26 protein-coding genes and 2 pseudogenes are annotated in these 24,639 nt (G+C 65.8%); 21 read left to right on the forward strand and 7 right to left on the reverse strand.

The window, feature by feature from the left end; genetic code table 11:
- Positions 1–44: 44 nt before the first annotated feature.
- A pseudogene (locus tag E7742_RS18595) lies at positions 45–314 on the forward strand (sigma factor); the annotation flags it as partial.
- Positions 315–331: 17 nt separating this feature from the next.
- Here E7742_RS18595 and E7742_RS18600 read toward each other — a convergent pair.
- A complete protein-coding gene (locus E7742_RS18600; protein WP_137800292.1) occupies positions 332–1,531 on the reverse strand; it encodes a tyrosine-type recombinase/integrase in 1,200 nt (399 codons plus the stop codon).
- A complete protein-coding gene (locus tag E7742_RS18605; RefSeq protein ID WP_137800293.1) occupies positions 1,509–2,189 on the reverse strand; it encodes a helix-turn-helix transcriptional regulator in 681 nt (226 codons plus the stop codon). The genes E7742_RS18600 and E7742_RS18605 overlap by 23 nt, the downstream gene beginning before the upstream one ends.
- Positions 2,190–2,283: 94 nt before the next feature.
- Between E7742_RS18605 and E7742_RS18610 the strand changes: the two genes are divergently transcribed.
- The 12 genes from E7742_RS18610 to E7742_RS18665 all read left to right on the forward strand — a co-directional run bounded on the left by E7742_RS18610 (position 2,284) and on the right by E7742_RS18665 (position 14,515).
- Positions 2,284–2,514, forward strand: a complete 231-nt coding sequence (locus E7742_RS18610) for a helix-turn-helix transcriptional regulator (RefSeq protein ID WP_137801301.1) — start codon at positions 2,284–2,286, stop codon at positions 2,512–2,514.
- A 101-nt stretch (positions 2,515–2,615) separates the two neighbouring features.
- A complete protein-coding gene (locus E7742_RS18615) occupies positions 2,616–3,059 on the forward strand; it encodes a hypothetical protein (RefSeq protein WP_137800294.1) in 444 nt (147 codons plus the stop codon).
- Positions 3,059–3,568, forward strand: a complete 510-nt coding sequence (locus tag E7742_RS18620; protein ID WP_137800295.1) for a hypothetical protein — start codon at positions 3,059–3,061, stop codon at positions 3,566–3,568. The genes E7742_RS18615 and E7742_RS18620 overlap by 1 nt, the downstream gene beginning before the upstream one ends.
- Positions 3,569–3,878: 310 nt before the next feature.
- Positions 3,879–5,702 (forward strand): AAA family ATPase, encoded by a 1,824-nt coding sequence (locus E7742_RS18625; RefSeq protein ID WP_254699063.1) that lies wholly within the window; start codon positions 3,879–3,881, stop codon positions 5,700–5,702.
- 447 nt (positions 5,703–6,149) lie between these two features.
- Positions 6,150–6,806 carry a hypothetical protein gene (locus E7742_RS18630; protein WP_137800297.1) on the forward strand — a complete coding sequence of 219 codons (657 nt, stop codon included), beginning with the start codon at positions 6,150–6,152 and terminating at the stop codon, positions 6,804–6,806.
- A 356-nt stretch (positions 6,807–7,162) separates the two neighbouring features.
- The gene (locus E7742_RS23790; protein ID WP_368076970.1) at positions 7,163–7,672 is read left to right on the forward strand and encodes a helix-turn-helix domain-containing protein; all 510 of its coding nucleotides are present in this window, start codon (positions 7,163–7,165) and stop codon (positions 7,670–7,672) included.
- Positions 7,581–8,279, forward strand: coding sequence for a hypothetical protein (locus tag E7742_RS18640; RefSeq protein WP_217497570.1), 699 nt, complete (start codon positions 7,581–7,583; stop codon positions 8,277–8,279). The genes E7742_RS23790 and E7742_RS18640 overlap by 92 nt, the downstream gene beginning before the upstream one ends.
- Positions 8,276–8,623 carry a hypothetical protein gene (locus E7742_RS18645; protein ID WP_137800300.1) on the forward strand — a complete coding sequence of 116 codons (348 nt, stop codon included), beginning with the start codon at positions 8,276–8,278 and terminating at the stop codon, positions 8,621–8,623. Before E7742_RS18640 ends, E7742_RS18645 begins: the two co-directional genes overlap by 4 nt.
- Positions 8,620–13,197: a phage tail tape measure protein gene (locus E7742_RS18650; protein ID WP_137800301.1), complete on the forward strand. Its 4,578-nt coding sequence runs from the start codon at positions 8,620–8,622 to the stop codon at positions 13,195–13,197. The genes E7742_RS18645 and E7742_RS18650 overlap by 4 nt, the downstream gene beginning before the upstream one ends.
- Before the next feature lie 135 nt (positions 13,198–13,332).
- The gene (locus E7742_RS18655; RefSeq protein WP_137800302.1) at positions 13,333–13,713 is read left to right on the forward strand and encodes an HNH endonuclease; all 381 of its coding nucleotides are present in this window, start codon (positions 13,333–13,335) and stop codon (positions 13,711–13,713) included.
- Complete coding sequence (locus E7742_RS18660) at positions 13,710–13,940, forward strand: hypothetical protein (protein WP_137800303.1); 231 nt, start codon at positions 13,710–13,712, stop codon at positions 13,938–13,940. The genes E7742_RS18655 and E7742_RS18660 overlap by 4 nt, the downstream gene beginning before the upstream one ends.
- A complete protein-coding gene (locus E7742_RS18665; RefSeq protein ID WP_137800304.1) occupies positions 13,940–14,515 on the forward strand; it encodes a hypothetical protein in 576 nt (191 codons plus the stop codon). The genes E7742_RS18660 and E7742_RS18665 overlap by 1 nt, the downstream gene beginning before the upstream one ends.
- A gap of 888 nt (positions 14,516–15,403) precedes the next feature.
- Here E7742_RS18665 and E7742_RS18670 read toward each other — a convergent pair.
- Entirely contained in the window at positions 15,404–15,877 is a 474-nt protein-coding gene (locus tag E7742_RS18670; protein WP_137800305.1) for a hypothetical protein, read from the reverse strand.
- Positions 15,878–16,092: 215 nt separating this feature from the next.
- On the opposite strand from E7742_RS18670, the gene E7742_RS18675 reads away from it, so the two are divergent.
- The 3 genes from E7742_RS18675 to E7742_RS18685 all read left to right on the forward strand — a co-directional run bounded on the left by E7742_RS18675 (position 16,093) and on the right by E7742_RS18685 (position 17,761).
- Positions 16,093–16,509: a hypothetical protein gene (locus tag E7742_RS18675; RefSeq protein WP_137800306.1), complete on the forward strand. Its 417-nt coding sequence runs from the start codon at positions 16,093–16,095 to the stop codon at positions 16,507–16,509.
- Positions 16,510–16,590: 81 nt separating this feature from the next.
- On the forward strand, positions 16,591–17,274 hold the full coding sequence (locus E7742_RS18680) for an ImmA/IrrE family metallo-endopeptidase (protein WP_254699064.1): 684 nt from the start codon (positions 16,591–16,593) through the stop codon (positions 17,272–17,274).
- Positions 17,267–17,761, forward strand: coding sequence for a hypothetical protein (locus E7742_RS18685; RefSeq protein ID WP_137800307.1), 495 nt, complete (start codon positions 17,267–17,269; stop codon positions 17,759–17,761). The genes E7742_RS18680 and E7742_RS18685 overlap by 8 nt, the downstream gene beginning before the upstream one ends.
- Positions 17,762–17,973: 212 nt before the next feature.
- Here E7742_RS18685 and E7742_RS18690 read toward each other — a convergent pair whose 3' ends face one another.
- The 3 genes from E7742_RS18690 to E7742_RS18700 form a co-directional block, all read right to left on the reverse strand.
- Entirely contained in the window at positions 17,974–18,357 is a 384-nt protein-coding gene (locus E7742_RS18690; protein WP_217497511.1) for a helix-turn-helix domain-containing protein, read from the reverse strand.
- Positions 18,357–18,590 carry an excisionase family DNA-binding protein gene (locus tag E7742_RS18695; protein WP_137800308.1) on the reverse strand — a complete coding sequence of 78 codons (234 nt, stop codon included), beginning with the start codon at positions 18,588–18,590 and terminating at the stop codon, positions 18,357–18,359. The genes E7742_RS18690 and E7742_RS18695 overlap by 1 nt, the downstream gene beginning before the upstream one ends.
- 104 nt (positions 18,591–18,694) lie before the next feature.
- Positions 18,695–19,087, reverse strand: a complete 393-nt coding sequence (locus tag E7742_RS18700; protein WP_137800309.1) for a hypothetical protein — start codon at positions 19,085–19,087, stop codon at positions 18,695–18,697.
- 618 nt (positions 19,088–19,705) lie between these two features.
- Between E7742_RS18700 and E7742_RS18705 the strand changes: the two are divergent.
- Positions 19,706–20,041: pseudogene (locus tag E7742_RS18705) on the forward strand (sigma-70 family RNA polymerase sigma factor); the annotation flags it as partial.
- 66 nt (positions 20,042–20,107) lie between these two features.
- Positions 20,108–20,881 carry a hypothetical protein gene (locus E7742_RS18710; protein WP_137800311.1) on the forward strand — a complete coding sequence of 258 codons (774 nt, stop codon included), beginning with the start codon at positions 20,108–20,110 and terminating at the stop codon, positions 20,879–20,881.
- Between the two features lie 6 nt (positions 20,882–20,887).
- On the opposite strand, the gene E7742_RS18715 is transcribed toward E7742_RS18710, so the two are convergent.
- Positions 20,888–21,505: a TetR/AcrR family transcriptional regulator gene (locus E7742_RS18715; RefSeq protein WP_137800312.1), complete on the reverse strand. Its 618-nt coding sequence runs from the start codon at positions 21,503–21,505 to the stop codon at positions 20,888–20,890.
- Positions 21,506–21,596: 91 nt separating this feature from the next.
- On the opposite strand from E7742_RS18715, the gene E7742_RS18720 reads away from it, so the two are divergent.
- The 3 genes from E7742_RS18720 (at position 21,597) to E7742_RS18730 (ending at position 24,622) form a co-directional block, all read left to right on the forward strand.
- Positions 21,597–22,604, forward strand: a complete 1,008-nt coding sequence (locus E7742_RS18720; RefSeq protein ID WP_137800313.1) for an NAD-dependent epimerase/dehydratase family protein — start codon at positions 21,597–21,599, stop codon at positions 22,602–22,604.
- Positions 22,605–22,742: 138 nt separating this feature from the next.
- A complete protein-coding gene (locus tag E7742_RS18725) occupies positions 22,743–23,870 on the forward strand; it encodes an ABC transporter permease (RefSeq protein WP_137800314.1) in 1,128 nt (375 codons plus the stop codon).
- A complete protein-coding gene (locus tag E7742_RS18730; protein ID WP_137800315.1) occupies positions 23,867–24,622 on the forward strand; it encodes an ABC transporter ATP-binding protein in 756 nt (251 codons plus the stop codon). The genes E7742_RS18725 and E7742_RS18730 overlap by 4 nt, the downstream gene beginning before the upstream one ends.
- Positions 24,623–24,639: the final 17 nt, after the last annotated feature.

Genomic DNA, 24,639 nt, shown 5'->3' on the forward strand with positions numbered 1-24,639 from the left:
GCCCGTGCCGCGACGGCAGGCAATCGATCGGCTAACATCCGCCGGTGCGAATCTTCAGGGGGATCGCCAAAGCTGGTCTGTCGGATGCAGAACTCTTGGCAGCGCACGCGCAGGGGGACGGAAGCGCGTTTGCCGAGTTGCTGAGCCGGCACTACGACCATCTCTGGCACGTTGCGAGAAGAACGAGCTACACCGTCGAGGACGCGGCCGACGCGCTGCAGGAGGCGCTGCTGTCGGCGCATCGGACGGCGGGATCGTTCCGGGCGGATGCGGCGGTGCGCAGCTGGCTGCACACCATCGTGGTGAATGGCTGCGAATGCAGGTCAGCGGCCTAAGAACCCTGCTCCGTCCGCAGACCGTCCGCAGTAGGTCCCAACGCCTCCCCGAACAAGCCCTCGGCAGCCTTGCGGGTGCGATCCTGCGCCTTCGGCCACAGGTGGCTGTAGGTGTCGAGCGTGACCGACGCCGACGAGTGCCCCAACGCCCGCTGCACAGTCACCACGTCGCATCCCGCGGCGATCAGCCCGGAGGCGAAGTAGTGGCGAAGCGAGTGCAGCTTCAGCTCGACGCTGGCCGCCTTCTTCGTCTTCCGCCATCGGGTGCCGACCATGTTGCTCTCGAGGGGGTTCTCGCCGAGCCCTGGGAACAGCCAGCGATCGGGCGCACCGCTGGGACGATGCACGCGGATGTGTTCAGCCACCAGATCGAGGAGCGCGGCTGGCGCGGCCACGACGCGCTCGCTGCCGTATTTCGGCGGGCGCAGCTCGACGACACCGCTGCTCACTCGCTGCACCTGCCGGGAGACCGCGATCTCGCGGCGCAGGAAGTCGAAGTCGGAGACGCGGAACGCCGCTGTCTCGCCCGCGCGCGTGCCGGCGAAAGCGCACAACGCGATGAACGCCTCGAAGCCCTCTGGCGCCGACCGGACGAGCGCTCCGACCTGTTCGCTCGTCGGGATGACCATCGCGGCCTCAGCACGGCGGAGGCGGGGGAGTGAGACGCCGGCACTGGGATCCTTGGCGAGGACCTGGTCGCGGATCGCAGCTTTCAGGACGCTGCGCACGTTCATCATGCGGGCCTTGATCGTCTGGGCGGCGAGTGGCTGGTCGCGCATCGCTTTCACCCACGCCTCGAAGTGGCTGGCGCGCAGCTCTCCGATTGCGATGTTCGAGAACGGCACGCTGCGTTCGGTGAGGTCCATGTTCCGTCGTGTGTTCGTCTCCCACACCTGGCGTTGCGACCACTCGCGGTAGAACGATCCGAACGTCACCTGTCCTCTGACGGGGTCCACGTAGCTGCCGGTGACCTGCGCGGCGGTGATCTCGTCGAGCCACTTCTGCGCCTCGATCTTCCGCTCGAAACCTTTGACGTGCTCGCGGCCCTCGTCGTCGACGTACCTGGCGCGCCAACGCTTGCCCTTGCCGTGGTTCGCCGACTCAACCTTCGCTGACTCTCCGCCCTCGAGGCGGGCGGTCTTGAACCACCGGTCCTCGACCCCGGCACGGCGATTACGACGAGGAGTCGAGGTCATCAGAAACCGCTTTCAAACAGTCGTCCTCGTTGTGCGGCACGTCGATACCTTGTTCAGCCGCGTACGCCTTCTCAACAGCTTCGTTGTGAGTCTTCCAGTACCTGTCCACTTCAGATTCGGGAAGACGAGCGAGGGCTGTGACGCCGCTGAGGGTGCGAAGTGCGTCCTTGCTTTCCTGCCGGAAGAGCAGGGCCGTGTGTTGCGCGAGGATCGCTTTTTTGTCTGTTGCCGGATCATCTTGGCGCAGAAGATCATTCTCTAGAAGCACGGCCAACTCCTCGAGATCATCCGGCGAGAGGCGCAGTCCTGCCACGGCCTCCATGACGGCAGCTGTGGCACCGGAGATTTGGGAGTAGCTTCGCGCAGCAACGTCGCCGAGGTGCTCAAGAGCAGCCTTTCGATCGAACGACTTTCTCGCGCCTAGCATCTCGTCGATGCCCACCCCAAAGACGTCAGCTAGGGCCGCAGCCTCGTCAAGCCGAATCGCTCGAGGCTTGTCTCCGGCCGGGTTCTCTATTTTCGCGATCGTGGAGGGATAGAACTTGCCGAACGTGCCTCCACGGGCATTGAGCTGGTCCGCGAGTTCGGCTTGCGTCCACTCACGTCGTTCCCGCTCAAACTTGACCCGCCTTCGGAAGCCCTCTTCGCTAAAACCCATGAGGGGATCGTACCCGCAGGAGGTTGCACCTGTTGGCGATGCGTGATATCTGTTGTTCAGTTCTGAATTGGAACTGAACCCCAGAGAGGTTTTCATGGACCGCAGCAGCGCCGGAAAGACAGAACGCCGCGAGACCTACCTGACAACCAAGCAGGTCAGCACGATGACCGGGATCCCTGAGGGGACCCTTAGATTCTGGCGACACACGGGGGATGGCCCGAGATCGCACACGCTTGGGCGCAAGAGGGTCGTCTACCCGCTCTCAGGTCTGAACGACTGGCTCGCAGCGCAGGAATCGAACAACGTCCGCGGCGGTGTCGCGTAGTGCCCCGCCAAATCACCGAGAAAGAAACCCCCGCCCCGGCTGCAACCGGGAACGAGGGCAACGAGAACCGCGCCAACACCCAAGAAGGAACGGATTCAACGATGACGACTGTATCGAATACCCCAGCACTCGACCAGTGGCACGCCAGTAACGATGGCATCACGGCTGCCACAGCAGACAGCCTCGTTCCCGAAGACCGGAAACCCGCGTGGTGTGAGGAGGTCGCCTACCGCGGCGCAACCGCCCACTCTGCAACCATGATCTCGGCACCTGCGAGTGTGGCTCTTCGCCGGCACCCAGGCATTCCAGGGAAGGGGCGAGGGCACCTCGAGCTCGCCGTTGCATACGTCGACATCCGTCAGTGCCTCACCGCGCGTGAGCCCCACATCGGTCTCGAGCGGTGGGCGGCAGCCGACGGCAGCCGCCAAAAGATCGCGGGTTCGGAGTACTCGCTCACCCTTGATGAAGCCGAGGAACTCGCACGCACGATCCTCCTGGCCGTGGCAACGGCGCGCGAGTCCATGACTACCTCGGAGGACGAGTGATGTCCACGAATCTGTCTCTCTCCCCGGCGGTAGAGGCGTTCATGACTCAGGTCACCCGCGCAGGGCGCGTACACGGCCCCGAACTCCTCTATGACGCATGGGTAGACAACGAGTTGGACCACGAGACCCTCAGCGTCATCGTTCCGAAGGTCTGGACGTCCGCCGAATACCCGCAGGGCGCGCTCGACGAGGAAACCTGGCGGGCGATCCTCGAAGACACCGTCTTCACCATCGACGGTCGGCAAGCAGAGCGCCCCGAAGTAGTCCGGCTGTACCGCGGTGCCCCACGAGAGTTCCGCGATGGATGGGCGTGGACTGCTGACCAGGACGTCGCGAGAAAGTTCGCGTCGGGTGGGCTACGAGGCCGCGCGGTCGGCAGCGTCTATGTCGCTGACGTCCCCGGCTGGCGACTGTGGTTCGTGACGAATGAGCGCAGCGAAGCCGAGTACGTCATTGAGACAGACGGCCTCGACATTCGGGTTTGCGACGAGGGGGCGGTGAGTGCATGACCACCACCGAGCTCGCACTTGCCGCACTCCTTGCCATGCAGTCAGTCGCCTGGATCATTGCGGATTTTCGTCGCGCCGCACAGGACTGACCTACCGGGCAGGTGCGAAAACTTCGCACCTGCCCGGCCTACCGAAAGAGGCGCACATGGTGCCCACCACGACTACCGCACTCGAAAGACTCAGACACCATTGGCAATCCCATGGGCTTGTATGGAAAGACGGTGCAGGAGACACGGCGTCGGCGCAGGCGCCCGGCCACTCGCCCGCTGACCGGTCTGTGACGTTCCGTCAGATCGACGGACAGGTCCTCATGAACTCCCACGCCGACGACAAGGCCGCGGTACTCGACGCGGTCGGGCTGTCGATGCGGGACCTGTTCGACGACGCGAACGGCGCCACCTACTCCTACCGTGACGGACGCCGGGTGCGCCGCAGCTACAAGGACAACGGACGCAAGGCGTTCCGTCAGACCGGAAATACCAAGGGACGCGACCTGTTCCGTGCCGAGCGCCTCGACGAGCACCCGACCGGCACCCCGGTCTATGTAGTCGAGGGCGAAAAGGATGTCCTTGCGCTCGAGTCAGTGGGCGCGGTCGCCATCTGCAACGCGATGGGGGCGGGCAAGGCGAACCTGTTCGACTGGACACCACTGACCGGGCACACAGTTGTCATCGTCGCCGACGACGACCAGCCCGGGCATCGGCACGCCGCGCAGGTCCGGGAACTACTGGACCCGATCGCGGGTGGTGTCGTCGTGGTCACCGCCGCCAGCGGGAAGGACGCCGCCGACCACATCGCGGCCGGTCACGGTATCGACGAGTTCCAGATCCTCGACCAGGGCAACGGCAACGGCCGGCGACTCAAGGTTACCCGTGGATCCGACGTGAAGATGCAGCGCGTCCGATGGGTCATGGACGACTGGATTCCCGCCGGATCGCTCACCCTGCTCGCAGGCCGGGAAGGCCTGGGCAAGTCCACTATTGCCGCGGCCCTGTGCGCCCAGATCACGCGCGGTCAGCTCGACGGCGAACTGAGGGGCACCCCGCACACCGTGCTCTATGTCCACTCCGAGGACTCACGAGAGTTCACCGTCGCCCCGCGCCTACTCGCGGCCGGGGCCGACATGGAGCGAGTGATCTTCGTTGACGTCGAGACCTCGCACACCGACTCGGGAACTCTGGTCCTGCCGTTGGACACCCTCGCGCTCGAGGAAGTCATCGCGCAGCACCAGGTGGCTTTCGTGGTCCTCGACGCGGCCACCTCGAGCATGTCGTCTGAGCTGTCCGGCAAGGACGACCGCGCGGTCCGCCAGTACCTCGAACCGCTCGCGCAGCTCGCAGCCCGGCAGGGGTGTGTGGTGTTCGGGCTGTGCCACTTCGGCAAGCGCGACGGTGCCGACACAGGAAAGTTGATCCTCGGGTCGATCGCCTGGTCTCAGGTCGCCCGCTCGGTGCTCTCCGTCGCCCTCGATGACGACAGCGGGCATCTGATCGTTACCAACACCAAGGGCAACCTGGCCCCGCGCACACGATCCATGGAGGCCGAAATCATCTCGACGACCGTGCCGACCGACGACGGCCCGACCGAAGTCGGCGCGCTGCACTGGCTGGGCGAGACCGACCGCGACGCCCGCGAACTGCTCACTGGAGCCGAGGACGAAGACGACGACCGGACCGAAGTCGAGAAGTGGCTCGAGGACTACCTCACCGAGCAGGGATCGGCACCCCGCAAGGACGTGTTCATCGAAGCGACCAAGCTCAAGTTCGCCGAGCGGACCGTCAAGCGAGCCGCCAAAAAGATCGGCGTGCACTCGGAGATGTCCGGCTTCCCGCGCACCGCAACTTGGTCGCTTCCCAGTCGGGCCACCGCCGACACGACAGCCCCTCATGCACGACAGAGTGGCCCAACTGGCCCAACTGGGCGTGACCAGCGGAAACACGCTGGCCCAACTGGCGCGGATTCACAGTCGGGCCACGCTCGCGTGAATGGCCCAACCGGCGATCCGACTGGCCCGGCACGGTGCCCGGTCTGCACCTTCCCGCTCGACGGAGCCGCTGCCGGCAAGGCGATGCACCCCGACTGCGAGCGCCGTACACAACCCGCCACTGCACCCCTTGGAGGTGATGCAGCATGACCCTCGATCGGACTGGAGAACCCGTCGACAACGAGGCAGCCGTGACGAATGCCGTCACACCAGCCCACGACCCCCGATGCCGCAGCGGATGGCTGGGTGAGGACCTAGATGGTCGACCCATTCCATGCCTGCGCTGCCGCCCCCACCTGGCACGCACGCCAGATCAGCAGCCACGGGCCTACCAATGACCCCACGAAAACCTGACCCCGACTGCGTCACCCTGCTCGCAAAAATCCTCACCGACCTACCGAACCGTGCAGGCGCCCCATGCATCGGCCGCTGGGCGCTCTACGACGCCATCGCTGACGGCACCGCCACACCCCGGCACCGAGCTGCCGCCGAAACACTTTGCCGCAGCTGCCCACACACCAGCTGTCCCGACCGCTTCACCAACCGAGCTGATCGGGTTTCAACACCGAACAGCCCCCACACCCGAAAGGCCACGACATGACCAACCACCAGACCCCGAATCCGCTGCCCGAGAACGCCATGCTCGTCGACGCCACCGGCGCGCCTATCGCCATGATGAACATCGACCAGATGCAATCTGACTCCATCGCCCTCGCCTATGACATGGCACGCAACAGCCACGACGAGCAGGCACTAGACGAGTCATCTGTTCGGTGGCTCAACAAGATTGGTGCCGACGCATTCGGCTACGTCGCAGCAGGGGCACTGCGCACGATGACGCACTACATCCTCGACCCGACCCTCGCGACGGTCGAAAAACTCGCCCCCGGACTGGGCTATCGACAGATGCTCGACGACGCCTACCGCAACGCGGCCACTGCCACCGCGGTGACACCCGAGGCCGTGGACGCGCCCGCACCGAGTGCAGCCACTGGCAGCTGGGGCGAACTACCCGACGATCCCGCGCACCCGACGCCCGGTGACGTCACCCGCTTCCTGATCGCGCGTCACACCCTCGATCTGCACCACGACGTCGACGACAAGTACGAGCGCGTGACGACCGCGGCAACATACGTCAACGGCCTGGGTGAGCAGATCGAGCTCGGCCCTTGGTCCATGACCACTCGGGAGGCCCGGCAGCTCGCCGCCGCGCTTCTCGACCTCGCTGCCACCGTCGACGCCCGCAACTCGTGACGGGAATCCGATGACTAACTTCGCACCCACGTACCGCGCCCGCCGTAAGAGTCCCGGCCGGCGCCGCGTCCGGCTGAACTGCCCACAACTCACGCGGCACCGCAGCCAGCGATGCCCCGACCATCGAATCCCCCTGAGTGCGAACGCTCCCGCACGCCCCTAGGGCGGCCACCGCCTGTCCGGGTGGGGAGGCTCACTCCGATGCCTCCCCACCCACCCCCACCCCCCTCGCCGGCCTGATTCTGTGCGCCTTGGGGGAGGGCACTCGCAGTTCGCGGACCTGAAATGTTGTCACGCGCGCGAGCCAGGGCCCCGAAAAACTCCCTGAAAGGACGTCTTTCATGCGTGACCGACCCATGCCTCGACCAGCGCGACCGGGCGCCGCTCTGGTGCTTCTCTCCCTCGATTCGGTTGTGGCTGGACACCTTGCGCACGCGCTTCGCCGCTACGCGGCCTGGTCCCGATCGGTTGGTCTGGCACTGCCTCCCGAGCTACAGGCCATCGAGTCCTTAGCTACTTCGAGTGCCCTGAGAGGTCAGAGAGGTTCACAAGGTGACGCGGACTTGCGGGGGCAGCACGATCAGAACTCGGAGGTGGTGGCAGTGACGTATACCGATGCAGCACAGGCTTTGTCGGTGTCGCTGAGCACCGTGAAGCGGATGGTTCGCCGCGGTGACCTGAAAGCGGTGTCGCTTGGGAACACAAAGCGAATCCCGGTCGCCGAACTCGAACGCCTCACCTCTCCAGACAACAACGACGAAAGGACAACCCACCATGACGAAAATTCCATCATCCCAGACCCTCCTGAGCCTCCTGACTCTCGACAACACGGAGATGAATCGCGGGCGTGTGAAGAGGCTGGTTGACGCCGGCAAGCCCACCCGACTGAACGCACCCCCGTATCCCGCTCCCGTGAAGGAGTGGCTGGACGGTGTCCTGGCCGCCATGGAGGCACAGGACCCGGACAGAGCGACGGTGCGGCATCCGCGTGACGACGCCGCCCGGTCGGCGCCGGTCTATCCGCCCACGGTCACCGCGCTCGAAGCCCCCGACCTTGCCTGGCTGCAACGCCTTCCGGCGCCGGAGGAGATCAGCTACGCGGACGCCGTGCAGTTGGCTCGATTCGCGCAATTCCCGTTCGGGTTGAACTCTTCCTCCAAGCGGCTCGTCGACTCCCTGTGGAAGCCTGTCGAGGAGCTCTACGACGCGCGTGTTGCCGAAGCCGCGAAGGCGAAGACGACGAAGCCGCTGTGGAAGATGCCGAACCCGGTTGCCGCTGTCGCTGTCGCGGTGGAAAACGAGCACCCCTACCTGACCCCCGAGGAGGCCCGTCGACGCGCCGAGGAGCTCGTCGACGAAGCACTCACCGAGCGGCGCGCCATCGCCGAACGCCGGCAGGCAGAAGCCCGATCGGCCGCTGAGAAGGTCGCCAAGCGTAAGCGGAAGCGCACGGCCCGTGAGGTGCTGGCGTGAGCGCGGTCCCGTCTGACCCGCTTCTGATCGTGGGTGCGGACGGTATGCCCATCGCGACAACCGATGTGCAGTCACATGCGGCGGCTGTGTCGGAGTTGGTTGCGGCCGCGGCTGGGGAGGGCACCCGGCAGGAAGTCAAGAGGAGAGTCGGCGAGATCCAAGCCCGACTGGGTCCCGTGTTTCCCGTCGTCGCGATGGAAGCGCTCGTCTTCCTCGGCCACGACGCAGTCCAGGCGATGGCAGCACAGTTGCGCAGGGTCGGGGTCTCCGCGGAGGACACGGCAGTCGAGATCGAGAAGCGGCGCGCCCGACGAGCGATGCCCAACAAGCCGGGAGGTGAATGATGCCGGGCGGAAGAATTGACATCGAGGTCGCCCCGGATACCCGGGGCTTCAACACGAAACTCGAAACTGGACTACGCGGCGCGGTCGGCACAGCGTCCAAGATCGGCGGGTTGATCGGTGTCGCTATCGGAGCTGGTGCGGCGTTCCAGAAGGTCATCGCCCTCGGCAACGACTACACCAACACCCTGAACACGATGCAGGCTGTCTCGCAGGCTACGGCCGACCAGATGGCCCAGGTCAGTGAGCGGGCTAAGCAACTCGGTAACGATGCGTCGCTGCCGAATACGTCGGCGTCGGATGCTGCCGCCGCGATGACCGAACTTGCTAAGGGTGGGTTCACTGTCGCTCAGGCAATGGACGCCGCGAAGGGCACATTGCAGCTCGCTGCTGCCGCACAGATCGACGCCGCGACAGCTGCGGAGATTCAGTCCCAGACTTTGCAGGCGTTCAGTCTCGATGCCAGCAATGCAGGCCATATCGCTGACGTGCTGGCGAATGTCTCGAACGCCGCATCGGGCGAGATGACCGACTTCGCCAACGGTATGCAGCAAGCAGCCACCGTAGCTCACGGATTCGGTGTTTCAGCCGAGGACACCAGCGCGACGTTGGGCATGCTCGCGAAGGCGGGCATCATGGGATCTGATGCTGGCACCCTATTGAAGACGTCGCTCCAGGCGTTGACTGACCAGGGCAACCCCGCTCAGGGGGCGATCGAAGAGCTCGGCCTCAAGGTCTACGACACGACCGGCAAGTTCGTCGGGATGCGCTCTCTGCTGGAGCAACTGAAGACCGCCTCGGGGAAGATGACCGAGGAGCAGTACCAGGCGGCGACCGCGACCCTGTTCGGTTCGGACGCGATGCGTATGGCGTCGATCGCGGCCAAGGACGGCGTCGCCAACTGGGATGCGATGCGGGAGGCGATCGACCGCCAAGGTGCGGCCGCTGACGTTGCCGCTGCGAAGACGCAAGGCCTTCCGGGTGCCCTTGCATCGGTGCAGAACTCGGCAGAGACGCTCGCGCTCGAGCTGTACGACCTGATCGACGGACCACTCGAATCGTTCGCAAAGGGCGCCGCCGACACGATCAGCGACGTCACCCCGGGGATGATTGACGGCCTGAAGAACGCCGGTGCGGTAGCCGCCGACTTCGGTGGCGAGCTCAAGCCTGTCGCCGGATTCGTCGGTGACGTGGCGTCGGCGATCGCAGGGCTACCCGTCCCGGTACTCGCCGCGGCCGGCGCAATCGGAATGCTGAAGGTAAGCGGATTCGAAGGGCTTGCGAAGTCGACGGGCGGCACCTTGCTGACCAACCTTCGCAGCTTCAACGACGAGGTGCGACTCCAGCAGGGACTCGCTTCGCTGGCGGGCAAGGAAGTCGGGTACCTGGGCGGCGCGTTCGGCACCCTCAACTCCAAGTCCGGCGGCGTCAAGGGCATCCTGTCCGGCATCACGGGCGCGCTCGGCGGCCCGGTCGGTATTGGCCTGTCGCTGACCGCTGCAGCTGCCGGCATCGCGCTGGGGAATCTGGCGCAGGACCATGCGAACGCAGCGCAGAAGGCACGCGAGCAGGAAGCCGCCGAGAAGGCACTCGCGGAAACTCTGGACGCACAGACCGGCAAGATCACCGAGGCCACCCGGACGAGCATCGCGAAGGAAGGGCAGGAAGGCGGCTACCTCGACCGGCTGACGTCGTATGGGCTCGCGCCCGGCGACTACGTCCAGTCGATCGAGGGCGACAAGGCGGCCTACGAAAGGATCGCCCGTACAGCCCGCGAGCACGCGACCCAGGGTGTCGGATCGGCGCGGTTGAACGCTTTCCAGGAAGCGGGGATCAGCCGCGATGAGTTGATGTCCGGGCTCCTCCGTGAAGGTAATGCGTTCGACGAGCTGAACAAGCGGATCGAGACGTACAACGATCGGCAGGCGGCTCTCGCGTCGGCGAAGCTTCCGTTCAGTGCCACGCTGCCTGATCTCGAGAAGCTGAAGACCGGGATGGATGCGGTCGACGAGTCGGCGATCACCCTGACTCAGCACATCAACGAGAAGCGCGGCAGTCTCGACGCCGCACGGGAGGCCGTCCTCGGGACGAATGCGGCCCTGAACGAGCAGATTCCCATTACGCAGCATCTGCGGGATGCTATGTCGCAGTTCGGCGCGACTGTCGAGTCCGTCCCGGACGACAAGACCGTCGTCGTGAAGGGGCTGACCGCCGACGCGAAGAAGCGTCTTGAGGAAATCCACCACATGACTGTGGAGGACATGAAGGACGGCACCTTCAAGGTCACCGCCAACACCGATGAGGCGAAGGCCAAGCTGCACGAGATGATCGGGCTCGTCGAGTTGCTGTCGCACGCGAAGGCACAGCCGGGGATCAGCGCCGACAAGACCGAGTTCGACATGACTGAGCAGCAGACCCGCGAGTTGCTCGACAAGCTCTCCGGTGCCGAGGCGACGCCGGGTGTCACCCTCATCCGCGACAAGCTCACCGAGGGCAAACGGATCACGCTGGCCGATCTCGAGGAGCTGTCACGAACTACATCGGACCCGAAGGTGATCGCCCTGATCACCGAGGCGCTGACGAACATCAATACCGTCGACGCCAGCCTGCGGGACCTGACTGCGAACCCACGGTCGGTCACCGTCGACGCCAATACCGATCCCGCAACTCTGAAGCTCGACGAGTGGATCGCAAACAACTCGTCGAAGAGTGTCGCTGTCGGCATCTACGCTCAGGCGATTGGGCCGGCACCTGCCTCGGGGCCGTCGGACCTCGCCGGGCTTCTTCTCCCCGGTCAACAGTCGGGTGGTCGTCTGCCGGGCTTCGCGGGTGGCGGGCGGATGCCGGCCCGTTCCGCGGTCGACGACATCTTCGCGGTGAACCCGCTCGGTGTGCCGATCGCGAAGGTGAACGGCGAAGAGTGGGTCATCCGCTCGGCGATGTCGGAGAAGTACGATCGCGAGTTGGCGATGATCAACGCGGGCACGTTCCCGAAGCTCCCCGGCTTCGAGAACGGCGGCCGAATCGCCGCCCAGCGAGCTCATGCCGGGCTCGCAGCCGAGGCCGGCAAGCCGTATGGGTACGGGCAGGTCGGTAACCCGTCGTGGGATTGCTCGAGCTACTCAGGCCTGGCTTACGCGCTGCTGAAGGGCCTCGACAAGTTCGCCCGCTGGTACACCACCGAGTCAGATTTCCCGTCTCTTGGTTTCCGCCCCGGCATGGGCCCGTCGTCGGCGCTGAACATCGGCGTCCACAACGGTGGAGGCGGACCCAACTCGCACATGACATCAATGCTCGACGGTGTCCCGTTCGAGTCGAGTTCCGATGGTGTCCAGTACGGCGGCAACGCTGCCCGGCCGACAGACTCGCAGTTCGAGAAGCAGTACCACCTGCCGGCGTCGCAGTTCAACCCTCCCGGCGATAGCTCTGGATCCGGTGTCGGGTTCGGGGTGTACGGCCGTCAGGAGAAGAAGGCGACCTGGACGGAGAAGGACGAGCTGTCACTCGAGTCGGCTCGAATCGCGATCACGCAGGCGAGGGAAGCGCGCGACAAGACGTTCGCGAACGGCAAGAAGTCGCAGGCTGACCGCGACCAGGCGGACAGCAAGGTCGCTCGCGCTGAGCAGCGGGTGCGCGACCTCGAGGCGAAGAAGCGCGCAGCCGAGGCTGGCGCGAACGCCACCCCCGCCCCTCCGGCACCGGATCTGACCACCTCGTTCACGGACGAGCAGATCCGGTTGAAGGAACTGCAGTGGTCGATCGACGAGGCTGAGCAGAAGCGCAACGAGGTGTATGACGATCCGGACGCGACCGACAAGGATCGCGATCGGGCAGACACCGACCTGCAGAAGGCGATGAACGCCCTCGCGGCCGAGCAGAAGCAGCAGCGTGGCGACTCGAGCACCATCCGCGACATCATCGGCAACGCCGCCAAGGGGGCGGTCACCGAAACGCTCAGCGACACTCTCGACTTCTTCGGCGTACCCAGCGGGCGAGTACTGGAGTTCACCGCCTCGGACCTCGGCGGCATCCTCCCGACACCGATGTCGTTCTCCGACGCGGAGATCGCACGCCAAGGCCCAGAAGTTCCGGGCACGCAGGATTGGGTGCAGGCGATGATCAAGCAGTTCAATCTGCCTCTGCCGGCCAACACGCCACCGCAGGAGTTGTTGACGCCCGCCGCGACGCCGGGCACACCTGAGTGGGTCGAGGACATCATGGCCCGCACGGTCCCGACGTTCTTGAGGGACATGGGTGGCGCTCTCCCGAGTGGCGCTGCGGCGCTGAACCTGTCCGGTGAAACGGAGTGGGTGCAGACCGCGGCGGATCGGCGGCGGTATGAGGTCGACATGCGTGATCTCGCTGCCCTGCGGGCGCAGGCATCGAGCTCCGGAGTTTCGCCGGGACAGCTGGACTCGATGCTCACCCGACTTGATCGCATCGTCGATACCCCCCGCGGGCCTGTGCTGCACGTGGAGAACATCAATGGAAGTGACCTTCGAGAGGCGATGGACGAGGCCGGCCGCGAAGCACGCAGGCTCGTCCGAGCCGAGTCCACGATCGGAGGTTGGGGATAACCCCGATCGCTAACCGCACATGCGAACAGGGGAGCGCAGTAGTGCGCCCCCACCACCCGGGCGGGGCCTGACCGTAGTCCATCCACAGTCGGGCCCCGCTCTACCCCCACCCACAGACCACGAGGAGAAACCACCATGCCGAGAGCCACCGCCCGCGTCTGCCTCGAACCCGGCTGCCCAGCCATCATCCGAAAGGGGAACCGCTGCTCCGAGCATCAGCGGGCCCGCGACGCCCACCAGCGCGCCACCACCCCAACCAAGGTCACCCGCACCGCAGCCGAACGGAAACGACGCAAGACCGCGGTCGACGCGCACCGAGCCGTCCACGGCGATTGGTGCCCCGGCTTCGAGGTGCCGGCCCATCCGAGCGACCGCCTCACCGCCGACCACCTGACCCCCATCGCCCTCGGAGGCGCACCAGACGGGCCCCTCGGAGTCCTCTGCGTCTCCTGCAACGCCCGCAAGGGAGCACGAGTCATCCAAGGCCACGCCACCAAGACGCGGGGGACTGCATGACCACAACCACCGCAGCAGGCGGTCCGGAGACCACCAAGGTCCGAGTCCACAAAGCCCAGCAGTGGCGAGTCCTCTCCTTCGTCGGAGACAACGAGGTCCGCGTCCGCGGCCACCGCGTCTACGGCAGCAGCCGGCGCCACTGGGCATGGCTCTGCGACGAACACGGACGCACCCGCAACTGCCCCCACGTCACCGCTACCCGCGACCACTTGAAAGGAATGTTCTGATGCTCCCCGAACCCTGTGCCCTCGACTCGCTCCGCTTCCTCGTGGGAGCTGGCCCCGGCGGCGTCGGCCCCACCGCTGGTGAGGACGCCGACGCTGACAATGGAGGCGACGAGGACGACCGCGAAACCTCCGAGACAGTCGACGACAGCGATGCAGATGCCGAAACCTCGGACACCGACACTGACACCGACACCCTCGACAGCCCCCGCGCCAGCAACGACGAACTCGAGACACAACTGCGCACCACCACCGAGGAACTCGACACCCTCCGCGGACGCCTCGACATCTACGAACGCAGAGAAGCTGAACAGGCCGCGACCAAGCTCGCAGACCCGAAGGACCTCTGGGTGGCCGGCATCAAGCTCGACGAGCTCCGCGGAGAAGACGGCACCATCGACCCCGACAAGGTGGCAGAAGCCACGACCCGAGTGGTCGCCGACCACCCAGGCTGGGCCAAGCGCCGGATGCCACTTCCAGACCGCCGCCAGGGTGGAGGGCAGCGCGAGGCGGCCGGCGGGTCTGTCGAGTCCGGACGCATGACATACCTCGAACGCAAACGGAACCGAGCCAGCTAGACATCGGAGCGCCCGCCATTACACACCTGGCGGGCGCTCCGTTCGTGTCAGACGGCCGAGGGCCCGGGCCGAACGCGGACCCAGCCAGATATGAGGGCCGGCGGGGTCTCAGTCTCCGCGCGGCCTAATTGCCGTCAACACAGATAAAGGCCTGCGCCCACTACAACACGCGAAGACTCAACGTTCTCAAGGTGGTACAAGTCGCGAACCTCCAGCTTCGCCCTCCGTTCCTGCTGCGAAGGATTGCCACTCGCGTCTCCGAAATCAGAGACACTCGCACAGACATACCACCCAGCCGCGAGGATCGGACGAGGGTTGTCGTAGGTGAAACCACCCTTCGCAAGAAACGCCAGGAACTGAGCCTCCCCAGACGGAGCCAACTCCACTGGCGGCTGCGCAGGCTGCGACTCCGGCTCGTCGCCGCCACGCGATCCCGCCAACAGACCAATCAGCAGACCCGCCACCAGAAGCGCAACCGCGACCCCGCCCAAGACGAAGTACAACCGCGACTTCCCCGCCTTGGCGCGCGTTTCGTCGATCAAGAATCCCCCAGGCTGGCTCGCATCGAATCAAAGTCAAGTGCTCATCGCCACGCCCGAATCCTCCGTTACGCCCGCCCGCTGAGAGTGATGCACCCACCCCCAGGGGCCCCCACCTCGGCGCCTTCTTTCACGCCGCCTCGGGGGAGGGCGCAAATCCGCGCGGAGGGTTCAAAAATTTTCGACGCCACCCAGGGGAGCCGTTCTAGAGGGTGTCGGCACAACGGATTCCGGGGCGATGCGGGCCGTGGGGCCACGTGGACGCATCTCCGATCGCTATATCGAAGAGCAGGAAAGGTTTGATCCGGCTCCGTGACGTGGGGTCCTGTACCGAGATGATTCTCCCCGGTCAGCAGGCGTCGTACACCCAAGAGCCGTTGATAAATGACCAAGTCATGGGCTCCATCGTCCCCTTGCCGTCAAAGGACTTCACCACGACTGTGGCTACCGACCCATTCATCGTGATCAGGTACTGCTCTGGACCGCTGAAGTCTCGACCCCGATACTCAGACTCGGCCGCAGCCGCAACCCGATCGCTCGGCCACGCCAGCTGGCACCGCGGCGAGTAGAAGGAATGCATACCCTGCCAGTCGCTTCGCTGAACCGTGCCGTACTGCCGGTCAAGTGTCTCGCGGAGCGCGGCCTCACTCATCGGATCCGCTGCTTCGGCAGCGGTGGGTTCCGGTGTACCCACCATTGCAGATGTTGGCACCGTCGCGCTCGCGGTGTGACGGTCAACGTTGTCCGCAGTGGACGATCCACACCCCGCCACGAAAATCGCCAGCAGACCAACCGCTGCCGCCCCACGAATCGATGCATTCATGCCGGGATTCATATCAGACGAAGCGGACCAGGCAGGTCGGCTTGGCTCGATCCTGGTCGAACTCACCACCGACGACCAACTGCTCTCCCGTCGACGGACCCGACCGGAACTGAAATACGGTCAGCGCTTCGGCCGTTGCTTTGCCGTCTACGTCAGGATGCACCCCTAGACTGGCCGCTCATCACCAAGATCAACACGCGCAAGGGGTGCAGCGAATGACCGGGAATCAGGTGGAACCAGCGACGACGCCGTATAGGGACTGGACTGGAACATCTGCTGCCGAGGACAGCAAGATCGCGGCCAGTGGAAGCCTGAGCGAGCTAGCCGGCGTCGACGGCACTGACTCGACCATCGTTGCAGTCGACATGTGGGCCACCAGCCATGGAGCCGAGCCCGACTGGAACGTCAGCGTCTTCGTCGTCGACCGGGCTCGCGGCGATGTCCGCAAATACGAGGAGATGATGGAGCAGGGGATCGATCCTGGCTCACTGCCCGTTCGTCAGATCGACTTGCCGAGCGTCTCCCTCGAAGACGTCGTCAAGTGCATGCACCACATCCATTTTCAACTCAAGAACCCGAGCCTCGATGGCATGCACATCGTCGAACACACCACGTACCCGCCGCAGGATTGAGCAACTAGAACACCTCCGGCCCTCATCACCCGGGGGTGTTCTGCATGGTCATCACAACCACGCATCTGCCGCCCTTACAGGGTGGCCGTCGCCAACCACGTGACCTGCCAATTACCCAAATCCGACGCCATGTCATACATTGTCGCTACAGTCAAGCTGAAGCCGAAGGAAGCTCCTGGGGATAACTCAGCGTTCTTGTGGATGGAGCGTTTCGATAAAGCACCCGATGATGGAAGGGGGACCACAACGATGAGCGTAGAAACAGTCGCTCAGATCCGCGAGCGAGCACGTAACGATGCCTGGGCTGTGCTCGACCAGTACTGGGACGATGGTGTGTTCCCTGTTGACCCCATCAAGGTGGCTGGCGCGATGGGGATCAAGGTCTACTCTGCCTCTCTCGAAAGCGACTGCTTCGGCATGATCATCGGCGCGCCCGATGGCTCTGCTGACATCTACCTCGACGCGGACCAGCCGCTCAATCGCCTGAGGTTTACCTGTGCTCACGAGATCGGTCACTACGTAGACAACACATCGAAGATCGATGGGACCGAGCTCGCGTTCGTTGACCGCAGGAGTGACGCGGGACGTGGAACGGCGCCGGAAGTGTACGCAAACGAGTTCGCGGGAAGCCTGCTGATGCCTGCGGATCAGATCAGTCGAGAGTTGGAACGTAACCCGTCGATGACTCCGATGGAGCTCGCGGCGAAGTTTGAGGTGTCACTTGATGCTATGCGCTATCGACTGAACCTCCTCAAGAATGGATGACTCGGCACCGTTGGTCGAGAAAACAGACGTCTCCTCGACCAACGGCGGGGGCGCTAGCCAGGACGAAGCACGCGATCCTGAAACGGAGATCCCGCCGGCACGACGGGCCGATGAGGCTAAGGAAGACAGGGTAGTCGCGCTCAGAAATCTGGGTCGGGTCGGAGGCGACCGCAAACCGCTTAAGACCGATGACGACGCTGTGGGCGCGAATGACGTACGACTGCCCGGAGGCGGCGGTCTCGACGCAGGTTCAGCGACTCTGGTCACATTTCTCGGAATGCGGCCGTTCCTAAAGACATTTTTCTGGGTGGCAGACCGTGTGGGCGCGGACGACAAGACGCAGCGGGAGCGGTGCCAAGTGCACATGGCCGCGCATCCCAGGACATACAACACCTGCCTGGTGCTCGACTTGATACTCGTCTCTCTTTGCTGCCTAGTCATCATCTCGATCGCGGTTGGAGTGGCAGCGAAGACGATCTTTGGCTAAATTCCCGAGCACCCACCGCTCGGGGCCCGTTCCGCATCGTCACACGACGACACGGTTCGAAGTCCTTGGAACCGCATGGTGCCTCCCCTTGTTTTCTCACCAGCCTGTCTGCGGGGATTAAATCCGCTATGTGGCGGGTTCGGCCTCCACGCGCGTAGTCAAAATGACCACGCGCGACTTTGTAGCACCACGCGCCGTGGCTGCTCACTGAGTCATTCCTCTTCGCCAGCGAACTTCTCGTGCTGACTGATAAACCTGTCGATCTCCTGTGGCGAGATCTTTCGACCCTTGCCGACACGCACGTACTTAAGGCGTCCGGACGCCATCATGGCCCGCACGGTCGATGTGCCGAGTCCGAGGACCTCGGCCGCCTGGTCAGCTGACAGCAGCGCCTTGGCCTGAGTCGTCGTTGTAGCCGAGGCTGCAGGTCCGCTGCCGCGCAGGATGACTTCTACCACCGCCCGGAAAGCGTCGATGACCTTGGGCATGTCGCCGTCGCGCAGCGCGGACTGCCCTCCGGCGCGGTAAAAAGCTTCCATCGCGACGAGGGTCGCAGCGCTGACCGTCTCGCTCTCAGGCCGATGCCTGCTTGCCATCAATCCACCCAACGTTCGCGCGTGAAGGTGTTCTTCGCTTCGAAGCGCTCTACCTCCTCGATGGGGATCCTGACGGATCGTCCGAGGCGAAGAACGGAAAGGCGCCCGCTCTCGATCTGCCTGTATACGGCCATCGTGTTCGTTGCCCAGCGTTCAGCGAGTTGCTTGGCGGACATGTAGCGGACTGATGAGACGTCGTGGGCCGGTAGGGATTGCTGCGAGGACGCGTTCACGACGCAAGTCTGGCACTAGCACTTCTTGGGTTGACGCACGCCCCTTTTCGGTGAAATCACCAAAAAGGGGCACACCGGGCAAGTCGCTCAACCACGGTTGAGACCTAGCCCTCGTCCTCCTCCGCGGCCCTGAACAAGACCTGTTCAAAGTTCGGGGAGGCGGCGAATCCGTCGACGCGCTTCACCACCTCATCCTTCGCGATTTCCTTACCCACGCCGGACCCACAGATTGTGGCTTGCATGTGGATCAGGTCATCGATGGCAAGAACCAGGCCAGCAATCGTTTCTGGCTTAGAACCCCAGCCCTTCCCTGCAATCTGAGCAATCCAGTCCAGAACCTCCGCCGAGTCGGTACAGGAAAGGAGGTCCACCCTGTACTCGCCCGCGTCGGAATCGACGTTTACGAGTTGGTACGTGGCGGCTTCCAGCCGCCACGGCCCCCACTGGCGGGGCCGCTGGGGCTCACTGATGAAGGTGTCGACTCCTTGGGCGCTCATGCGAAAATCTTATGTGTCGAGCACCGTCTAGCACGGGAAAGCAGTCTGTCGGTGCGCCGCGGTACCTTTCTGCAATGACCGAAGACTTCGCCGCAGCGTGGTCGCGCCTGTCCCCAGAGCAGCAGGCAGAGTTAAAGCGAGATCCGTACGGTCCCATCCCCCCAGCGCTGCTCCCTCGCGTCGAACAGATCGGCGCGCTGCTGATGGGGATGCGTATCCGAACGAGCCCCGCAGGGGAAGTTCAGAAGTTCTTCTCCCGGCCGGTCGCAGACTTCGTGGCTCGGCAATAGCTCGGGCCGGTCCGCCGGCCGATCACGCCTCGGCGATCACCGCTGCTTCTCTCGGCTCACCGGTTCGGCGAACCATTACCGGGCCGTTCTTCGAAGCCCATTCCTCGTCCTCGCGCTGCATCCGCTTAGAACGATGCTCTGCTGGCTTCTCCCACCACGTCATCGCGCACGACTTCATGCGACGAGTATCCCAGGATTCCGTCCGCAGTGCGTCCGCAGTCCTCTCGCAACATGCCAATGATAGCCAACGCGGCCAACGTAGAAAAATGCTGTCACGCAGTGGTATTCGTACGAGACCTCAAAAAGTCAACAGCGACAAACGCCCAGGTACGCGTTCGTGGTGAACGCGTGCCTGGATCGGATCCGGCGCAACCGGGCCCGACCGACGGTGTCGCTGTCGGCGGACGAGACGGTCGATCCGCACGACGAGCGCGATCACATCGCCGAACGCGAGACCGCACTGCTCGTCGATCGCGCCCTGCAACTGTTGCCCGCCGATCAGCGCGCCGCGATCGTCGCCGTGGACATGGAGGGGTATTCGGTGGCCGATGCCGCCCGCCGCCTCGGTGTCCCGGAGGGAACGGTCAAGAGCCGCTGTGCGCGAGCACGGGCCAAGCTGGCAACGCATTTGGAATACTTGCGCGATGTGGGGAACCGATCGTGATCGCCCCGCGTCTGAACTAATTGAAGGCACAACCGTGCCTTCGGAACCGGCAGGGTAGGAGGTGGGATGGCGGTCTACGACGGCGGAGAGGAGCTGGGCCCACCGTTCTCGACGGAGCTGCTCGCCGACCTGCACGCCGGTGCCCTTCCCGAGGACGTCAGTGCCCGCCTGTGGCCGCGCGTGCGCCGGGATCCCGCGGCCCTCGACGTGCTCGCCGCCCTCGACGGCGTGTCCGCCGAACTGCGCGCGGTCGGACGCGACCACACCGTGGAGACACCCGTGCCGCCGGCGGTCGCGGCGCGGATCGAAGTGGCTCTGGCACGGGAGAATTCACCTCTCGTCCACACCACGGCGCCCGTGTCGGCGCTCGCGGACGCCCGGTCCCGACGACGCGCGCGCACCTGGATCTCGATCGCCGTCGCCTCGACCGCCGCGGCGATCGGCGTCGTGTTCACACTCTCGGCCGTCGACGGACCGGAACGGGCGGTGCCGTCGGCACTCGCGACGCCCACACCCGAACCGACCGAACCTGCGGTCACCGACCTGGGCGACCATCTCGACGGCCCCACGGTCCTGGCGCTCATGGGCGGCCCGGATGCGCCGGGCGCCGACGGTGCCGGACGACTCACCGACCCGCAGACCCGCGCGGCCTGTCTGCAGGCCAACGGAATCGAGCCGTCGCTGCCGGTGTTGGGAACGCGCGCCGTGGAGTTCCGGGGGACGGAGGCCGTCCTGTTGCTCGTTGCCGGACCGAGGCCGCCCGCGCTCACCGCGTTGGTCGTCGGCGGGGCCTGCGCCGCGGGGAGCCCGGATCTGCTCGCTCGGACCGTGATCGGCTGAGCGGCTTCACTTCTCCGTGCTCGGGGGGAGCGGGCGCTCAGCGACCGGCATCAGCAGCTCCCGGATCCGCGCCCGGAGGGCCGGGGTGTCGTCCGCCTCGGCGATGAGGCTCGAGAACAACGCCGATCCCGCAGCCAGGACGAGAATTGCCTTGGCATCCAACAGGTCCCGCTCGCGGGTGGCGGCCGCGTCCGAACCGTCGGCGGCGCCGTGGGCGGCGAACAGTTCCGCGGCCGGCCCACTGAATCCCTGCCACAACGCGGTACGCAGGTCCTCGTGGTCGCGGAGCGCGGCCAGGAGCCCCGGTAGCGCCTCCCGGACGTCGGGGCGGGAGAACAGCTGCCCACTGCCCGTGATCACCCAGTCGATCCAGCCCGTCCGGTCGGTGCCCTCGAACGGCTCCAGATCGGGTGTGGCACCGAGCAATGCGTCGAGCACGAGGTGGGCCTTGGACACCCACCGGCGGGACAGCGCCGCCCGGCTCACTCCGGCGCGCGCCGCGATCCCGCGCATGCTCAACTGTTCCCAGCCGACCTCGACCAGCATCTGCCGGGTGGTCGCGAGGACGTCGGCGTCGATGCGGGGGTCGCGCGGCCGCCCGGTTCCGGTTGCGTGTGCGTTCATCGCCTCGCATTGTCGGACACGACCGTTCCCTCGCGCCATTCCCCCGTTACGGGTCCAGTGGTACCGTAATGCGCTCCTGGGGAGGTCGAATATGAAGATCGCAGTCACCGGCGGCACCGGTTACCTCGGCGCCCACACCACGCGGGCGCTGCTCGGCGACGGCCACGACATCCGCCTGCTGGTCCATCCCGACGAGTCCGCAGCCGACGCGCTCGCCGTCCTCGACGACGGAACCGGGCGGGTCGAGGTGCTGCGCGGCGACATCCGCGACGCCGCGGTGATCGCGGCCCTGCTGGGCGGTTGCGACGCGGTCCTGCACGCCGCCGGCGTGGTGGGGACCGACAACCGCCGCGAGACCCTCATGTGGGAGGTCAACACCGCCGCGACGGCATCCCTGCTGACGCGGGCGGCGTTCCTCGGGCTCGATCCGATCGTGCACGTCGCGAGCTACAGCGCGCTGTTCCCGTCCCCGGACCCCGTGATCGGACCGGACAGCCCCACCGCACCCGGCCGCAGCGCGTACGGGCGCACCAAGGCCGCCGCCGACCGCATCGCCCGCGCACTGCAGGACGCGGGCGCGCCGGTGGTCATCACGTACCCGTCCAGCGTGGTGGGTCCGGGACTCGGCGGCATGCGCGGGGTGACCGCGACCGGGTGGGCGCCCATGATCGCGGCGGGGGTGGCGCCGAGACTGCGCGGCGGCATGCAGATGATCGACGTGCGCGACGTCGCCGACGTGCACGCGGCCGCGATGCGGCCGGGGCGCGGTCCGCGTCGGTACATGTGCGGCGGCGAGCTGATCGCGTTCGACGAGATCGTCGACATCCTCGAGACCGCTTCGGGTCAAAGGATCCGCCGTATCCCGCTGCAGCCCAGCCTCTTCCGGGCAATGGGCCGGATCGCCGACGTCCTCGGTGCCGTGACTCCGGTGAGCGCCGGCTTCAGCTACGAGGCGGCGTGGCTGCTCACCGCGGCCACCCCTACCGACGACGCGTGCACGCTGTCCGATCTCGGGCTGGCCTGGCGTCCGGCCCGGGCGGCGGTGGCCGCGTCGGTGACGGCCCCCGGACCGGACGGCGCCGCCCGGGTGGCGCGGTAACTCCACCCCACCGGACGGCCGCCGGAAAAGTTCCCGACACCGCGTTGGTATATTTACCGACAGGCCGTCGGGAACATCGAGTGCTGGACTCATCCCTCGTCGGTCACATCGACACCCCACACCGACCAGGAGTTCAAGATGTTCCTCGCCCTGCGCGAACTTCGGTTCGCGCGATCCAGATTCGGCCTCATGGGTGGCGTCATCGCCCTCATCTCCGTGTTGATGGTGCTGCTGTCCGGGCTGTCCTCCGGCCTCGTCGAGGACGGCGTCTCGGGCCTGAAGGCCACGCCGGTCGACGGGTTCGCCTTCAACGAGGGCACCAAGACCGACTCCGCGTTCTCGCGCAGCGTCGTCACCGACACGCAGGTGCAGGCGTGGCGCGAGCAGCCCGGCGTCGCGGAGGCGCAGCCGTTCGGCAACATGCTCGTCAACGCGCACAACGACAAGGACGTGCCGGTCGACCTCGCCCTGTTCGGCGTCCCGGTGGACTCGTTCCTCGCGCCCGCCGTCGCCGACGGCACCACGCTGGGCGAGCCGAACGGCATCGTCATCGGCAGGAGCGCCCTCGACACCGGCGTCGAACTCGGTGACACCGTCACCGTGGACCGGCTCGGGACCGAACTGAAGATCGTCGGGGTCACCGACGACAAGCGCACGTTCGGTCACGTCGACGTCGCGTATCTGCCGATCGACACGTGGCGCGAGCTGCATGCCGGGGTGCGTCCCGGCGAGACCGTTCCGGCGCAGGCGCTGACGGAGTCCACCGCGGTCGCGCTGAAGGCACAGCCCGGCGTGAAGCTCGACTACACCGCCGGGGACGCCGCGGCGCGGACGTCGACGGTGTCCCTCGAGGACTCGTTCGCCGCGTCGCCGGGCTTCAGTGCCGAGACGATGACGCTCGACCTGATCAAGGTATTCCTCTACGCGATCTCCGCGCTCGTCGTCGGCGCGTTCTTCACCGTGTGGACGATCCAGCGCAAGCACGAGATCGCCGTGATGCGGGCGATGGGCGCCTCCACCGGCTACCTGTTGCGCGACGGCCTGGCACAGGCGCTGATCCTGCTGCTCGGTTCGGTGACCGTCGGCGCCGCCGTGGGCTACGGATTCGGGTCGCTGATCGGCGGGGGAGTGCCGTTCCTGCTCGAGCCCGCCGCGGTGGCGGTCGCGGCGGTGCTGCTGATCGTCCTGGGTCTGATCGGGGCGGCGGTCGCGATCGTCCGCATCGCATCGGTCAATCCGTTGAACGCGCTGGGAGGACAGCGATGAGCCCCCGGAACGAACCAGGAAGGACAACTGCCGTGAGCACCGCGACCGACAGCCGTGTCGAGACCGCCGCCCTCGAGATCGTCGACGCGCACCTGCGCCTCGGTGACGGCGAACAGACCGTGACCGCACTGGACGCGGTGAGCCTGAGCGTCCGCCCGGGCGAGATGGTGGCGGTCGTCGGGCCGTCGGGCTCGGGCAAGTCGAGTCTGCTGGCCGTCGCCGGAGCCCTCACCGCCCCCGACTCGGGCAGTGTGCGCGTGGGCGGGCACGACCTGCTGGCGATGAAGCGCGCCGAGGCGGCGAGGTTCCGCCTCGAACACATCGGGTTCGTGTTCCAGAGCGGCAATCTCATCCCGTCGCTCACCGCGGCCGACCAGCTGCGCCTGGTCTCCCGCCTCGGCCACCGCAAGGGCCGCACTTTCCGCGACCCGATCGAGTTGCTCGAACAGGTGGGCCTGGGCCACAAGACCGACCGCCGACCCGACCAGCTCTCCGGCGGTGAGCGGCAGCGCGTGGGTATCGCCCGCGCACTGGCGTCGACGCCGTCACTGTTGCTGGTGGACGAGCCGACCGCGGCGCTCGACCGCGCGCGCAGCCACGAGATCGTGCAGTTGCTCGCGCGCGAGACCCGCGAATCGAGCGTCGGCACCGTCATGGTGACCCATGACTACGATGTGCTCGACTATTGCGACCGGGTGGTGGAGATGACGGACGGACGGCTCACGCCCCGCCGGAGCGAGAGCAGCAGCTAGACGAGATCAGCAGTCGA

Origin of the sequence: Rhodococcus sp. SGAir0479, assembly GCF_005484805.1 — a bacterium.
GTDB lineage: Bacteria > Actinomycetota > Actinomycetes > Mycobacteriales > Mycobacteriaceae > Prescottella.

What these genes read in the sequence shown, in the direction of transcription:
- E7742_RS18600 (WP_137800292.1), bottom strand. Translation starts at nt 1,531, where the DNA reads ATGACCTCGACTCCTCGTCGTAATCGCCGTGCCGGGGTCGAGGACCGG.
- E7742_RS18685 (WP_137800307.1), top strand. Translation starts at nt 17,267, where the DNA reads ATGGATGACTCGGCACCGTTGGTCGAGAAAACAGACGTCTCCTCGACC.
- E7742_RS18670 (WP_137800305.1), bottom strand. Translation starts at nt 15,877, where the DNA reads ATGAATGCATCGATTCGTGGGGCGGCAGCGGTTGGTCTGCTGGCGATT.
- E7742_RS18620 (WP_137800295.1), top strand. Translation starts at nt 3,059, where the DNA reads ATGTCCACGAATCTGTCTCTCTCCCCGGCGGTAGAGGCGTTCATGACT.
- E7742_RS18710 (WP_137800311.1), top strand. Translation starts at nt 20,108, where the DNA reads ATGGCGGTCTACGACGGCGGAGAGGAGCTGGGCCCACCGTTCTCGACG.
- E7742_RS18610 (WP_137801301.1), top strand. Translation starts at nt 2,284, where the DNA reads ATGGACCGCAGCAGCGCCGGAAAGACAGAACGCCGCGAGACCTACCTG.
- E7742_RS18655 (WP_137800302.1), top strand. Translation starts at nt 13,333, where the DNA reads ATGCCGAGAGCCACCGCCCGCGTCTGCCTCGAACCCGGCTGCCCAGCC.
- E7742_RS18720 (WP_137800313.1), top strand. Translation starts at nt 21,597, where the DNA reads ATGAAGATCGCAGTCACCGGCGGCACCGGTTACCTCGGCGCCCACACC.
- E7742_RS18690 (WP_217497511.1), bottom strand. Translation starts at nt 18,357, where the DNA reads ATGGCAAGCAGGCATCGGCCTGAGAGCGAGACGGTCAGCGCTGCGACC.
- E7742_RS18675 (WP_137800306.1), top strand. Translation starts at nt 16,093, where the DNA reads ATGACCGGGAATCAGGTGGAACCAGCGACGACGCCGTATAGGGACTGG.
- E7742_RS18650 (WP_137800301.1), top strand. Translation starts at nt 8,620, where the DNA reads ATGATGCCGGGCGGAAGAATTGACATCGAGGTCGCCCCGGATACCCGG.
- E7742_RS18615 (WP_137800294.1), top strand. Translation starts at nt 2,616, where the DNA reads ATGACGACTGTATCGAATACCCCAGCACTCGACCAGTGGCACGCCAGT.
- E7742_RS18605 (WP_137800293.1), bottom strand. Translation starts at nt 2,189, where the DNA reads ATGGGTTTTAGCGAAGAGGGCTTCCGAAGGCGGGTCAAGTTTGAGCGG.
- E7742_RS18725 (WP_137800314.1), top strand. Translation starts at nt 22,743, where the DNA reads ATGTTCCTCGCCCTGCGCGAACTTCGGTTCGCGCGATCCAGATTCGGC.
- E7742_RS18640 (WP_217497570.1), top strand. Translation starts at nt 7,581, where the DNA reads ATGACGAAAATTCCATCATCCCAGACCCTCCTGAGCCTCCTGACTCTC.
- E7742_RS18715 (WP_137800312.1), bottom strand. Translation starts at nt 21,505, where the DNA reads ATGAACGCACACGCAACCGGAACCGGGCGGCCGCGCGACCCCCGCATC.
- E7742_RS18730 (WP_137800315.1), top strand. Translation starts at nt 23,867, where the DNA reads ATGAGCCCCCGGAACGAACCAGGAAGGACAACTGCCGTGAGCACCGCG.
- E7742_RS18665 (WP_137800304.1), top strand. Translation starts at nt 13,940, where the DNA reads ATGCTCCCCGAACCCTGTGCCCTCGACTCGCTCCGCTTCCTCGTGGGA.
- E7742_RS18660 (WP_137800303.1), top strand. Translation starts at nt 13,710, where the DNA reads ATGACCACAACCACCGCAGCAGGCGGTCCGGAGACCACCAAGGTCCGA.
- E7742_RS18700 (WP_137800309.1), bottom strand. Translation starts at nt 19,087, where the DNA reads ATGAGCGCCCAAGGAGTCGACACCTTCATCAGTGAGCCCCAGCGGCCC.
- E7742_RS18630 (WP_137800297.1), top strand. Translation starts at nt 6,150, where the DNA reads ATGACCAACCACCAGACCCCGAATCCGCTGCCCGAGAACGCCATGCTC.
- E7742_RS18625 (WP_254699063.1), top strand. Translation starts at nt 3,879, where the DNA reads ATGAACTCCCACGCCGACGACAAGGCCGCGGTACTCGACGCGGTCGGG.
- E7742_RS23790 (WP_368076970.1), top strand. Translation starts at nt 7,163, where the DNA reads ATGCCTCGACCAGCGCGACCGGGCGCCGCTCTGGTGCTTCTCTCCCTC.